Origin of the sequence: Lentzea aerocolonigenes, assembly GCF_000955955.1 — a bacterium.
In the GTDB taxonomy this organism is placed as follows: Bacteria; Actinomycetota; Actinomycetes; order Mycobacteriales; family Pseudonocardiaceae; genus Lentzea; species Lentzea aerocolonigenes_A.
The window spans coordinates 1-13,820 of the sequence record NZ_JYJG01000492.1 but is presented as its reverse complement, the minus strand read 5'-3'; the positions used below and the strand labels follow the sequence as shown (position 1 = coordinate 13,820).

Genomic DNA, 13,820 nt, shown 5'->3' with positions numbered 1-13,820 from the left:
CTTCGATACAGGCCCTAATCCTCGCCCTGATCAGCCCGCCACCGCTCGTACTCGGCCCTGGCATCGTCCGACAGCGGGTAGTACCGCCGCAGGTCGCCACCCTCGGCCAGCCGGATCCGGGAGAACTCCTCCCACTCCGCGTGTTCCTGGGCGGCGGCCACCAGTGCGGGCGCGAGCTTGACCGGCACCACGACCGCCCCGTCGTCATCGGCGACGACGATGTCGCCTGGCTCGACGAGCGTGCCACCGCACGCGACCGGCACGTTCACCGCGGCCGGCACGATGCCGGTCTGGGCGTGGAAGTTCGGTGTGGCGCCCCGGATCCACAGCCCGAGCCCGAGCTTGCGGGCCTCACCGACGTCGCGCAGGCACCCGTCGACCACGACACCGGCGCCGCCACGACCTTTGAAGTAGGTCAGCATCATCTCGCCGAACACACCGCTGCTCATGTCACCACGCGCGTCCACGACGATCACGTCGCCGGCCTGCGCGTGGTACATCACGTGCCGGTGCAACTGCTTCTCCGGCTCGGCGTATTCGTCGGCGGGGTACAGGTCCTCCCGCTTCGGCAGGAACTGCAGCGTCAACGCCGGCCCGGCCACGCGCATCCCGGGTGTCACCGTGACCGGCCCCTGGATGAACGCGCTGCGGATGCCCATGCGGCTGAGCTCGGCGCTGGCCGTCGCGCTGCCGAGCACCGCGAGCGCGGCGCTGAGTTCCGCGGGCGGGCGAACGATGTCGTGCGTCTCGACCACGTCGGTAGCTCCCTGGGACTCGCGATGACCGCCGGTGAACCTCGATGAGACGTCGACCCCGAGCCTAGTGCAGACAACCGATGAGCTTCCTGAGCGGTGCGGCGAGCGGGTGGATGGTCAAGCCGTTCGGACACGGGATCCTCTCGCCTTGGCGCGCTGTGCGAGTTGTCACAGTTGCTTCAGTGTTGACTAAATCTCAGTACTCGCTCAGTTCGGTGCGGACGGCACCGGCCGCGTCAGCGGTGGAACAAAGGCAGCTGGACGTGGAACGCCGAAGGCGCGCCCGGCAACCGCCGGGCGCGCCTTCGGAGAACCGCGTCACATGATGACGTCGAAGATGTTCCAGCTGCTGCCGATCTGGCGGCCGGAGCTGTACGGCTGGCCGTTGTCGCGCAGGATGTTGTTGGAGTACAGCAGGATCGTGCCGTCTGCCTTGCGGGCGACGAGGTCGGCGAAGGCGTCACCGGTCACGTTCGCACCGATGATCGTGTCGAACGCGTTCCAGCCGTGGCCGATCTCGCGGCCCGAGCTGTACGGCTGGCCGTTGTCTCGGACGATGTTGTTGGCATACATCCACAACGTGCCGTCCGCCTTGCGTCCCACCATCTCCGCGTAGCCGTCACCGGTCACGTCGGCCGCGACCAGCATGTCGAACACGTTCCAGCCGTGGCCGATCTCGCGGCCCGAGCTGTAGGGCTTGCCGTTGTCGCGGACGATGTTGTTGGCGTACATCCAGATCGTGCCGTCCGGCTTGCGTCCGACGAGCTCGGCGTAGCCGTCACCGGTCAGGTCGGCACCGACGATGGTGTCGAAGACGTTCCAGCCGTTGCCGATCTGGCGGCCGGAGCTGTAGGGCAGGCCGTCGTTCTTGCTGTCGTTGGCGTACAGCCACAACGTGCCGTCGGGCTTGCGTGCCACCAGGTCCGTGTAGCCGTCGCCGGTCACGTCCGCGGACAGGACGGTGTCGAAGGCGTTCCAGCCGTGGCCGATCTCGCGGCCGGAGGTGTACGGGACGCCGTTGTCGCGGAGGATGTTGTTGTTGTACGCCCAGATGGTGCCGTCGGGCTTGCGTCCCACCAGGTCCGTGAACGAGTCGCCGGTGACGCTGTGGTTCACGACCGGCTTCTCGCCGCCGCCACCGCCGTCGCCGATGCCCACGGGGGAGATGTAGCCGTCGATGTCGCCGTTCGAACGCTGGTAGCTCGACTTCCGGACCCGGCTCGGGTCACCCTGGTTGCCGCCGATGGTGTTGACCGTGGTGGCGGAGGAGCTCGTCACGATGGCCACGTGGTCGATCGGGTGGTCGTCGCCCGACTTGTGGTCCCAGTCGAACACGATGGCGTCGCCGGGTTGCGGCTTGTACCCACTGGACCGTGAGTGGTACGTCCCGTTGTTCTTGCCGTAGGTCTTGAACGACTGCGCCCAGCCGTCGAGGCCCTTGAGATCCGAGACGCCGCCCTCCTTCCACACCCAGCGGGCGAACTCCGCGCACCACGCCATGCCGCAGCTGTTGAAGAAGCCGGGCGAGCAGGCGTCCTCGCCCACCTTGCCGGCGGCGACGTCGACGATGCGGTCTCTGGACGGGGCGGCGCTTGCGGGCGGTGCCATCAGGACGGTGCCGGCCATCACGGCCAGCGCCGCGGACAGCACGGTGCGGGTGGTCTTGCGCAGCCCGGTGCCGACGGACTTGGACTCGGTGCCGGTGCGGCTGATTCCTGATCGGAACACGGGGTTCTCCTCGACTCTGGTGCGGGATCCGGTCGGTGTCCGGCCGGTGATGGATCCAAGATTCGCCAGGAGGGGTTTCAAGACGGTCCACGAAACCTTTAACCGCAGCCCAGCACGCGTGCGCACGGCGTCGTGCCGCCAGGTGCGCGCCATCGGACGCGCCGGCCGCGTCCGGACGGACGTACGTCGCGTTAAAGAAAAATTCCAGTACGTGCGTGCACCGTGCGACCGCGTGTTCAGAACGGTGAACCAGGAGGAGAGGCGTTGGAGATGGTGTGGCTGTCGGATCCCGCTGTGGCGGCGATCCCGGTGCGCGAGCGCGGCGAGCCCCTGGTCGACCTGCGCACTGTTGCCGCTCTTCGGCTCGACAGCCGGCTTGCCGACGAGGAAGGGTTGTACGCGCACTTGCGGATCGGTGTGGTGGACCGGCTGGTCACCGCGCAGACGTTGCTGCCGGCGGAGCTGAGACTGCTGATCGTCGAGGGGTACCGGCCGCAGGCGCTGCAGATCGCGTCGTTCGAGTCGGCCGTCGCGGAGTCCCGTGCGCGCTCACCGCGGGCCGGCGAGCCGGAGCTGCGCCAGATGGCGAGCGTGCGCAGTTCGCCTCCCGAGGTGGCACCGCACGTCGCCGGGGCGGCGGTGGACCTGAGCCTGTGCACGGTGGACGAGATCGAGCTCGATCTGGGCACCGCGGTCAACGACACCGCGGCGGAGCGCTCTCACACCGAAGATCCCGCGGTGGACGCCACCGCACGACACCACCGCGCCGTCCTCGCGCAGGCGTTGCGCGGCGCCGGACTGGTCAACTACCCGAGCGCGTGGTGGCACTGGTCTTACGGCGATCGGTACTGGGCGTACCTGACGGGATCGCCCCAAGCCGTCTACGGGCCCATTGTTCCTTGATATATCCGCATTTCCAGAACTCCGACCCCCGGCGGGTGTGATCTACTTGCGGTGGTGACGCCGGGGAGGTCACGATTTGCTGGAGTTCCGATTGCTCGGTCCGGTCGAAGCCGTGGTGGGCGGCAGATCCGTACCGCTCGGCGGTCTGAAGCCACAGGTGCTGCTGGTTGCTCTGGTGCTGGAACGCGGCAGGGTGGTGCCGGCGAACCGGCTGGTCGAGCTGCTGTGGGGTGAGGAACCGCCCGTCAGCGCGCGGTCGCTCATCCAGACGTACGTTTCCAAGCTGCGCAAGGCTTTCGCCGACCACGGCGCCCCGGACGTGATCATGTCCAAGTCGCAGGGCTACCTGGTCCGCCTCGACGACGCCAGGGTGGACGCCGACGAACTCGCCGTCCTGCTCGGCAAAGCCCGGCAGCAGAGCCAGGTTCACGGTCATGAGCCGGCGGCGCGGCTGCTCGGGGAGGCGGTCGCGCTGTCGCGCGGTCCCGCCTTGTCCGGCCTGCGGGACACGCTGCTGAGCGGTGAGGCGCGGCGGCTCGACGAACTGCTGGTGACCGTTGCGGAGGAACGCTTCGCGGCCGAGCTGGGCCTCGGCCGATTCGACCACCTCGCCGAGCTGACCGCCGCAGTGGCCCGGCAGCCGGTGAACGAACGGTTGCGCGGGCAGCTCATGGTGACGCTGTACCGGCTGGGACGGCAGGCCGACGCGCTCGCCTGCTACCGGGAGGGCCGGGACGCGCTCGTCGACGAGCTCGGCGTGGAACCCGGGGCCGAGCTCGGCACGATCCACTCCGCTATCCTGCGCGGCACCCTGGAGCTGGTTGCGGCGGACGCGGCACCGGTCGCCCGCACAGCGCTCGCGACGGCGCCCGCCCAATTGCCCGCGACGCTCGCCGACTTCACCGGCCGGGCGCGGGAACTGGAGGAACTGGTCGCCCTGCTGTGCGAGGAGACATCCGCCGTGCAGATCGTGGCGGGACCGGGAGGGTGCGGGAAGTCCGCGCTGACCGTCCGCGCCGCGCACGAGGCGGCCCGGTCCTTCCCCGACGGCCAGCTCTACGCCGAGCTCCGCGGTACGAGCGACCTGCCCGCGACCGCAGGCGAGGTCCTGGGCCGGTTCCTGACCGCGCTCGGGATGGATCCCGGTCAGTTGCCGGAGTCGGCGCAGGAGCGCCAGGAGCTCTACCGGACGTTGCTCGCCGGCCGCCGGGTGCTCGTGGTGCTCGACGACGCCGCGTCCGAGGAACAGGTGCGGCCCCTGCTGCCGGGCGGCGCCTCCTGTGCCGTGCTCGTCTCGTCGCGCGACCGCCTCGCGGGACTGGCCGGAGCGTTGTTCACCGAACTGGACCTCGTGACGCCCGGCGAGGCGTACGACATGCTCGCGCGGATCGTCGGCGAGGCGCGCCTGGCGGAGAACGTGGACTCGGCGAACCGGATCGTCGCCGCGTGCGGACGCCTGCCGCTCGCGTTGCGGATCGCCGGTGCCCGCCTGGCCTCGCGGCGGCAGCTGCCGTTGCGGGTCCTCGCCGATCGCCTGACCGACGAACGCCGCCGTCTCAACGAACTCTCCGCGGGAGACCTGGCCGTGCGCAGCAGCATCGCGTTGAGCTGCCGGGCACTCGACGACGGGGCCCGCACGGCACTGGGCCGGATGGGACACCTCGGCCTGCCCGACTTCTCCACCTGGGTGGTGAGCTGGCTGCTCGAGACGTCCGAGGCGGACGCGGAGAAGGTTCTGGAGGTGCTCGTCGACGCGCAGCTGGCCACGTTGTCCGGTGCCGACGCGGCGGGAGTCCTGCGCTACCGGCTGCACGACCTGGTCCGGCTCTACGCCCGCGAACGAGCCGAGGCCGACGAGCCCGCCGAGCTGACCGCGTCGATCGCCCGCGTTCTGGACGGCTGGATCGCGCTGCTGAGCTGCACGGCCGTGAACAGCCCTCCGGCCGAGTCCACCTGGCGTCCGGCCACCGGGCACCAGGAACCCGACGGCGTCACCGCCATGGCCGAACGGCTGTCCGACGACCTCGACGCCTGGCTGCGGGATGAGGAACCGGCGCTCGTGGTGGCGGTCGAACGCGCCGCCGCCATCGGCCTGCACCGGCACGTGTGCGACTTCGTCTCGGCCCACACCGCGATCGAGCAGGTGACCAACCACGACCTCAGGGACCGGATCATCGGCGTCGCGATGACGTCGGTCCAGCACGTCGGCGACCCCGGCCTCGCCGCGGACGTGCTGGCCGAACTCGCGCGTCTGCGGTACTCCCAGGACCGCTTCGCCGAGGGACCGCTTCGCCGAGGCCCGCCAGCTCTTCGGCGAGGCGCTGGACCGCTACCGCGACCTGCACGACGTCCGCGGCCAAGCCGCCGCACTCGCCGGGATGGGTCTCGCGTGCCGTGAACCCGGACACCTGACCGAGGCGGTGCACTTCCTGAGCCAGGCGGCCACCCTGTCCCAGGCGCTCGACGACCAGGTGGGCATCGGGCACGTGCTGCGGATCAGGGGCTCGGTCCGCCTGGAAATGGGCGAGTACGACGAGGCGAGGGCGGACCTGGAGCAGTCACTGGCCGCGTACCGGCGGGCCGGCAGCAGACGAGGGGTCGCACTGTCGTTGCGCAGCATGGGTCTCTACCACCGGGCGCGCGAGGACTACGAGACGTCCATGACGCTGTGCGCCGACGCCGCCACGATCTTCGGCGAACTCGGCGACGACCTCATGCACTCCTACGCCGTGCGGGCCCACGCCAAGGCGCAGATGCGGTCGGGCCACAGCGCGGAGGCGCTGCCCCGGCTCGAAGCGGTGCTCGCCACCGTCCGCGCCAAGGACGACCGCTGGGGCCAGGCCGTCACCCTGCGCGTCCTCGGACAGCTGCACCTGGCAGAGGGACGGCTGGACCTCGCGCAGGACTACCTCGACGCGGCGATGTCGATCTGGGACGCCATGGAGACACCGCTGTGGCGGGCGCGCACCGAGTACGACCTCGCGCTGCTGCACCGGAGCCGGGGTGACGCGGAGGCGGCGGAGGCGGCGTTCACGCATGCGCGGTCGGTGTTCCGCGCGCGAGGGGCACGGGAGTACGCGGAGTACGGCGAGCTGCCGGTGTGAACAGCTCGGCTTCGCCCGGAACTCAGCTCGTGGCTTGAAGGTCCTTTTAGGACAATCCTCGGCGTTCGGTGGGAGTGCCGCCGGCCGCGTCTGTGCGGTGATATTCGGTCGCTGCAACCAGACCCTCTGCGGCAGCATGGGGAAGCTGAGGTGTTCGGAGGGGGTCGGAGGGTCGTGCCAGAAACGGAAAGGCCTGTCCGCGAGAACGCGGTGCCGCTCGCTCTGCGCCTGTACGGAAAGGAGTTGCGGCGCCACGGATTCCTCTCCGCGGGTGCTCTCGTGTCGCCCGCGCTGGGGGTCACGTGTCAGCTCTATCTCGCGCCGTTGGCGGTGGGCGGCCTCGTGGGAAAGCTTGCGGGTGGTGGCGACACGAGCCTCGGTGCCGTCCTGCCGTACGTGCTGGCCTTCGGCGGTTTGATGCTCCTCTCGGAGTTGCTGTGGCGCATCGGCATGCACTGCCTCAACCGCGTTGACGGCCGCGGGATCGAGAACCTGTCCGCCCTCGCCATGGACGAGCTGTTGAGGAAGGACGCGGCGTTCTTCCACGACAACTTCGCCGGATCGCTCACCAAGCGGGTGCTGAGCTTCGCGTTCCGCTTCGAGGACTTCGTGGACACGCTGGCGTTCAAGATCTTCGCCAACCTCATCCCGCTGGGTTTCGCCTGCGTCGTGCTGTGGAGCTACCACCCGGTCCTCGTCGCGGTGCTGGTCGGCCTGATCCTGGTCACGGGATGTGTGGTCGCGCCGCTCATCCGCCACCGTCAGCGGCTGGTCGACCAGCGCGAGGCCGCCATCGCCCAGGTGTCCGGCCACGTCTCGGACACGCTCACGAACATGGATACCGTGCGGGCGTTCGCCGCCGAGCGGCGCGAGGGCGCGGAGCACCGGACCCGCGCTGCCAAGCAGCGAACGCTGGCACTGCGGTCGTGGGACTACAACAACCTGCGCATCGACACCGTGATCGCGCCGCTGTCGGTGCTCACCAACGTGCTCGGCCTCGTGGTCGCGATCGGGGTCAGCGGTGGGATCGGCGTGGAGGCGATCGTTGTCACGTTCGCCTACTTCGGGAACGCGACGCGGATCATGTTCGAGTTCAACCAGATCTACCGGCAGGTGGAGAGTGCGCTCACCGAGGCAGCCCAGTTCACCGAACTGCTGCTCGACCCGCCGACGGTGCTCGACCCGTTGCACCCGGAACCGTTGCTGGTGAAGGACTCCCGAGTCCAGTTCGAGAACGTCGTGTTCACACACGGCGGTGACGAGCCGCTGTTCGACGGGCTCGACCTCGACATCCCCGCGGGCACGCGGATAGGGCTCGTCGGTCGCTCCGGCGGCGGCAAGACCACGCTCACCCGGCTGCTCCTGCGGCTGATGGACGTCGACCGGGGCCGCGTCCTCATCGGCGGACAGGACATCGCCCGCCTGAGTCAGGCCGACCTGCGCGGCCTGATCGCGTACGTGCCCCAGGACCCGGCCATGTTCCACCGGACGCTGCGCGAGAACATCGCGTTCGCACGGCCGGGCGCGACCGACGCCGAGATCCTCCGCGCCGCGCATGCCGCGCACGTGACGGAGTTCGTGGACGCGTTGCCCGACGGGTTCGACACGATGGTCGGCGAACGCGGCATCAAACTGTCCGGCGGACAGCGGCAGCGGGTCGCGCTGGCCCGCGCCATCCTGCGGGACGCGCCGATCCTGCTGCTGGACGAGGCGACCAGCGCGCTGGACTCGGAGAGCGAGGTGCTGGTCCAAGAGGCGCTGTGGCGGCTCATGGAGGGCCGCACCGCGATCGTCGTCGCACACCGGCTGAGCACGGTCGTGCGGATGGATCGGCTGATCGTGCTCGACCGGGGCCGGATCGTCGAACAGGGCACCCATGCGGAACTGCTCGACGCCGAGGGGACGTACGCGAAGCTGTGGCGCCACCAGTCCGGCGGCTTCCTCGACGAGACGGTCAGTACTCGTTGATCAGCCTTCGCGGGCTGATCAACGAGTACGAGCGGGTCAGTTCACCCGGTAGGCCCTGATGACCGTCTGGGTCACCGTGTTGCCGTCCTGGTCCGCGGCGTTCGCGCGCAGCGACACGAACCCGGACGCCGGGTTCCGGATGACCGCCAACCAGCCGCCGTTCGCGCGCAGCACCGGCACCCGCTGCCAGGTCTGCCCGTCGTCGCAGGACACCTCGACCTGGTTCGGCACGGCCTTGCCGCCCGGTGCGCCCGGCTGCCGGTCGACGCGCAGCGGTACCGGGAACAGCGCGTTGCGGGGCGCGTGATTCGTCAGGTCGAGTTCGGGGTCGAAACCGATCGACAGCAACGGCAGTGGGGTGGCGGCGGTGGTGTGCCCTGACCGGAAGCCCCATTCCACGCTGACCTTTGTGGACAGTGGCCATCCCGGGTTGCTCCGGCTCGCGTCGGCGGTGAGCCGGTAGTTCGCCGCGCCCGCCGGCACCGTGAACTGGCCGCTGCCGGGTTGGCCGCTGCGGGCGATCTCCTTGCCGTCCAGGTAGAGCACGGTGTCGCCGGTGTCACCGGAATCGGGGAACCCGGAGTGGCCGGCCGAGTCGGAGAACAGCGGCAGATGGGCGTTGATCTTCTCGCCGGCGCGGTACGTCAGGTGCGGCTCGGCCGAGAAGAAGCCCACCGACCCGGTGACACCCGGCCCGATCACGGCCTTGCCCCAGTCCACAGTGGACTTCTCACCGGGCTTGAAGGTCCGCTTGGCGGCCTCGTACTGCTGCGCGGCACCGCCCGCCAGCACGCTCACGGAGTTCGCCCAAGTGGCAGGGGAGTAGTACTCGGTCCGCTCCCTGGGAAGCGGAGTCGGCGTCGACTCCAGCGAGCCCTCCAGGTCGTACTTCCCGTCGGTGGCGAACATCGACGCGTAGCCCACACCGTCCACCGGCGCCCGGTAGGTCGTCCTCACCGTGGCCAGGTCGCTGTTGCGCGGCCGGTAGGTCACGTTCGCTGGAACGTCCCCGTAACTGGGGAACACCAGCTCGTACCGGTACGGGCTCACCGGCAAGCCGGTCAGCGTCACCGACGCGTTCGGCAACTTCGCCAGCCGAGCGCCCTCAGGACTGAACGTGGCCGTCAACGGCAGTGGCGGCGTCTCCGTCAACCGCACGGGGCTGCCGGAGAAGTGGAACAGCACGGAGTTCGCGCCCGCCTCGGCGAGTGCCCGCACCCGTGGGCTGAACTCGAGGCCCTCACCGTCGCCCAGGGTGAACACCGCCAGCTTGCCCTTGAGATCGGCCGCGGCGATCTCGCCGGGCGTGGCATGCCCGACGTCCACAGCGGACAGTGCGCGAGAGCCGGCCGGCTGCGGCGAGCCCGGTACCCACTCCACGGGGACCTCGAACGACTCGGGCTTGCCGACCGTCAGCCGGACCTGCGGCCGTTCGAGCTTCATCCGGTCGAAGTACCGGAACTCCTTGGTGTGCTTGGTGGTGGGCGCGGCGTAGTCGTTGTTGTCCGACATGCTGTAGTAGCCGACGCCACGCGCACCGGTGTCGATGACCATCCCGTTCGTCCAGGAGATCGGGCGGGCGTCCTTCTCGTCGGCCTGCACGCTGACCTTCTTGCTGTTCCTGGCGTCGAGCGTGACCACGGTGTCCTTGTGCAGATCGATTTCCGGGTCGGCCACCCTGGTGCTGGTCGGCAGGGGCTGACCGGGAACCGCGGTCTGGACCGTGCCGAACACGGCGTACCGGCCCGCGGGCAGCCGCACGGTGCTGTTGTTCCCGATCAGGTCGAAGTCGTCCTGGCCGGTGCCCAGCGGAACCCAGATCGCGCCCGCCAGCAGGCCCTCGGCCGGCGCGGCGCCGTTCTGGTCGATCAGCTTCGCCGTCAGGTCGTAGCTTTCCGGTTCCTTGTACGCGCCGACCGGTGTCTGGATCACCGTGCCGTCGCCGCTCTTGGCAGTGAGCCTGCCGCCGTGGACACCGATCTGCGCGGCGGAGTGGTCGAAGGTGACAGTCACCGCGGCTTCACCGTTGGCGGGCACCGTGACCTCATCGGCGCTCATGCGGAACGCCGGGACGTCCATGCTCAGGCGCAGCGAAACCGGTGCGCTGCCGGTGTTGCGATACGTGATCTGCTTGGTCAGCGCGGGCTGGTTGTGCGGCCACCGCACGAAACCGAGGCTCAGGCTGCCCGTGCTGGGGATGATCGTCTGCTTGGACGCCCTGCCCACGTCGAGACGGCCGGCGCCCTGCTGGTAGATCGTGGCGTCGATCGGGGTCGCGCTGCCCATCAGCGCGGCCTTGATCTGCTGCCCGGTCCAGTCGGGGTGCTGTGCGGCCAGGATCGCCGCGGCACCGGCCACGTGCGGCGTCGCCATGGACGTGCCGCTCAGCCGCGCGTAGTGCTCGTCGACGGCACGGTCGGCGAGCGTTCCCGTGGCTCGCGCGGCCACGATGTCCTCACCGGGCGCGGCGATGTCCGGTTTGACGGCGTGGTCCTTGAACCGCGGTCCGGGCTGCGAGAACAGGCTGTACTTGTCCTGCTTGCTCACGCTGGCCACGGCCAGCGCGGCGTCCGCGGACGCGGGGCTCGAGACCGGCGTTCGCTGGCCGTAGTTGCCGGCCGCGACCACGAACAACGTGCCCTTCTCGGCTGAGAGCCGGTTGACCGCGATCTCCAGCGGGTCGCTGACGCCGTCGCCGGACCCGCCGCCCAGACTCATGTTCACGACCTTGGCGCCGCTGTCCGCGGCCCACTGCATGCCGGCGAGGATCGCGTCGAACGGGCAGCCGCCGGTCTGGCAGACCTTGCCGATCAGCAGGTCCGCGCCCTTGGCGACGCCGGTGTACTTGGCGCCACGACCGGCGACGGTCGAGGCCACGTGGGTGCCGTGGCCCACGTTGTCGACGATGCCTTCGCCGGTGAAGTCCTTCTCGCCCTTCACGATCCCGGCCAGGTCGGGGTGTTTCGGGTCGTAGCCGGTGTCGAGGACCGCGACGGTCGCGCCCGCGCCGGTGTACCCGGCCTGCCAGGCGACCGGCGCGCCGACCTGCGGCACGCTCACGTCCAGTGACGGCTGCACCTTGCCGTTGAGCCAGATCTTGCCCGCGCCGGCCTTGCCGAACAGTTCCGCGGCCTTGTTCTTCGGCGTGGCCACCGCGGAGAGCCCGACCGCCGGCACCTCACGGGTGATCTTGCCGAGCGTCCGGGCGCCTCTGGACTCGACCAGCAGCGGGATCTCGGACGTGTGGGCGTCGTCGTAGCCCAGGTCGATCAGGCCGGTCACGTCGAACAGCTTGCGATCCAGTTCGCCCGCCCGGATCAGCGGCTCGGCGACCGACGGGATCACCGTGACGCCCTTGGCGCTGACGGACTTGACGAACCGCACCGGCCCGAGCCGGGCGGCCGGCTGGATCTTGGCGTCCCAGGAGCCGTTCTTCCTGGTCACGGTCACCTTGTCGCCGGTGATCAACGTGACCGTCCTGGGTGCCTCGGCCGGCGCCGGTGTGGGTTGTTCCGCCGCTGCTGGTGAGACGGCCACACCGGTCGCCACCACGGCGACGACCGCCGCATGGATGAAACCGCGTTTGTGCACAGATCGCCCCTTGTGTCGTCAGCTGGTGTTTCCCCTTGCCTCTATGACTCGTTGAGTGGATCAACCTGTTTATTCGCCGAAGCCGGTAAACAGATCACCGTCGGTGTGAGTCTCCAACAGTGATGGCTGACTACGACGACTTCGCCCGTGCGCAACTACCGCGGTTGCTGCGGTACGCGACGATGCTCACCGGCGAGCGGGAGCAGGCGGCTGATCTGGTGCAGGACGTGCTGGTCAAGGTGTACCGGCACTGGTCGCGGATCAGCAGCGCGGATCACCCCGACCGGTATGTGCTGCGGATGGTGACCAACGGCTACCTGTCCTGGCGACATAGCTGGTCTGCGCGTGTGTTCGCGTCGGACGACCTGCCCGACGAGGCACGTGCGGACGATTTCGCGTCGGACCACGCCGCGCGCGAGGACATGTGGCAACGCCTGGCGCGGCTGCCCAAGCGTCAACGCGCTGTGGTGGTGCTGCGGTACTACGAGCAACTGCCCGATCCCGAGATCGCCGGGCTGCTCGGCTGCGCCCAGGCCACCGTCCGCGCACACGCCCACAAAGCATTGGCGGCACTGCGAAACGGCTTGGCCATCGAGCAGATGGCGGAGGCCAGGGAGACGTGATGAACATCGAGAACCTGATCAAGGACACCTTCACGGCGCACGAACACGACGCGCCCGACAGCGACGCGGTGCTCGCCGCGGCACGCCAACGCATCGACAGCAGGCGCTCCGGGCTGAGCCGCCCGCTCGCGGTCGCCGCCGGGGCGACCGTGCTGACCCTCGGCGCCGTCACCGCCGTGGTGCTGAACCGGCCTGGCCCAGCCGAGCAACCCCAGATCGCCGCCACCGCCAACGGCTCCCAGGGCAGCCAGACCCCGACCACTGCCGAACAGGCCCCGGCGGGTCTGCAGATGCCCTACTCCCTCGGCTGGCTCCCGCCGGGCTCGGTCGCCTACCGGGCGCAGCGGATCAACGTCGGGTCCAGCGCGGCCAACCCGGCCGCGCCCCTGTACGGCGGCGAGTACATGCTGACCGTCACGGCCGACGGCCAGGTCCTGGAGGTCGACGTCCAGCAGTTCCGGATGGTGCCGGTGGACCAGGCGACGTTCAAGTCGGGTCCTGGCAGGTCCGTGACGATCAACGGGCAGCACGGCATCGAGAGTTCGGTGTCCACCGGGCCTGGCGGTTACGAGCTGTACGTGGCGCACCCCGACGGCGGTTCGATGTATGTGAACGTGTCCGCCGCGCACGGCAGCACAGCGCCCGTGCAGCAACTCATCGACGCCGGCCGCAAGATCGCGGAGAACATCCGTTTCCCGGGCACGACGACCGTCACCCCGGCGTTCGGCCTGCGCGACCTGCCCAACGGGATGCGGATCTGCGCCTTCGACGTCGAACAGGGCATGGACCGGCCCCCTGCCGGGGCAGGGACCAACACGAGCTACTCGCTGGGCACGTGCACGGTCCAGCCGTCGATCCACGTCAACAGCGCTGTCGGCGGCAACCCGACCGGCGCGCCGGGACAACCCGTGCAGGGCCACGAAACGCGCTACGTCGACGAGAACGGCTACCACCAGTTGTGGGTTCTCGACGCGGTCGGGGGAGCCCCGGTCATCATCGCCGGCCGGGTACCGGAGGCCGACCTGTACGACATCGCCAACCGGCTCGTCCTGCCGCACTGACCGCGGCTCGAACGCAGTCACCCCGGAACCTGTTGCTGTTCACCACCGGGGGTGCAGGTTCCGGGGGTGACTGGTACGTAGATGCCG

General features: G+C 69.6%; 9 protein-coding genes. 6 read left to right on the top strand and 3 right to left on the bottom strand.

Features of this window, described 5'->3' with window-relative positions; all coding sequences use genetic code 11:
- Positions 1-14: 14 nt before the first annotated feature.
- Entirely contained in the window at positions 15-755 is a 741-nt protein-coding gene (locus UK23_RS44585; RefSeq protein WP_045317896.1) for a ribonuclease activity regulator RraA, read from the bottom strand.
- A gap of 318 nt (positions 756-1,073) precedes the next feature.
- Positions 1,074-2,483 (bottom strand): FG-GAP-like repeat-containing protein, encoded by a 1,410-nt coding sequence (locus UK23_RS53385; protein ID WP_052685607.1) that lies wholly within the window; start codon positions 2,481-2,483, stop codon positions 1,074-1,076.
- A 270-nt stretch (positions 2,484-2,753) separates the two neighbouring features.
- Here UK23_RS53385 and UK23_RS44575 point away from each other — a divergent pair, with 270 nt between their 5' ends.
- The 4 genes from UK23_RS44575 to UK23_RS44565 all read left to right on the top strand — a co-directional run bounded on the left by UK23_RS44575 (position 2,754) and on the right by UK23_RS44565 (position 8,458).
- The gene (locus UK23_RS44575) at positions 2,754-3,386 is read left to right on the top strand and encodes a M15 family metallopeptidase (protein ID WP_045317895.1); all 633 of its coding nucleotides are present in this window, start codon (positions 2,754-2,756) and stop codon (positions 3,384-3,386) included.
- 76 nt (positions 3,387-3,462) lie between these two features.
- Entirely contained in the window at positions 3,463-5,784 is a 2,322-nt protein-coding gene (locus tag UK23_RS44570) for an AfsR/SARP family transcriptional regulator (protein WP_052685606.1), read from the top strand.
- On the top strand, positions 5,765-6,490 hold the full coding sequence (locus tag UK23_RS50980) for a tetratricopeptide repeat protein (protein WP_052685605.1): 726 nt from the start codon (positions 5,765-5,767) through the stop codon (positions 6,488-6,490). Before UK23_RS44570 ends, UK23_RS50980 begins: the two co-directional genes overlap by 20 nt.
- 174 nt (positions 6,491-6,664) lie before the next feature.
- Positions 6,665-8,458, top strand: a complete 1,794-nt coding sequence (locus UK23_RS44565; protein ID WP_196778162.1) for an ABC transporter ATP-binding protein — start codon at positions 6,665-6,667, stop codon at positions 8,456-8,458.
- 36 nt (positions 8,459-8,494) lie between these two features.
- On the opposite strand, the gene UK23_RS44560 is transcribed toward UK23_RS44565, so the two are convergent.
- Positions 8,495-12,049: a S8 family serine peptidase gene (locus UK23_RS44560; protein WP_045317893.1), complete on the bottom strand. Its 3,555-nt coding sequence runs from the start codon at positions 12,047-12,049 to the stop codon at positions 8,495-8,497.
- A gap of 122 nt (positions 12,050-12,171) precedes the next feature.
- Here UK23_RS44560 and UK23_RS44555 point away from each other — a divergent pair, with 122 nt between their 5' ends.
- Together UK23_RS44555 and UK23_RS44550 are read left to right on the top strand one after the other, a co-directional pair.
- On the top strand, positions 12,172-12,672 hold the full coding sequence (locus UK23_RS44555) for a SigE family RNA polymerase sigma factor (RefSeq protein WP_045317892.1): 501 nt from the start codon (positions 12,172-12,174) through the stop codon (positions 12,670-12,672).
- Complete coding sequence (locus UK23_RS44550; RefSeq protein WP_045317891.1) at positions 12,672-13,733, top strand: hypothetical protein; 1,062 nt, start codon at positions 12,672-12,674, stop codon at positions 13,731-13,733. The genes UK23_RS44555 and UK23_RS44550 overlap by 1 nt, the downstream gene beginning before the upstream one ends.
- Positions 13,734-13,820 lie beyond the last annotated feature (87 nt).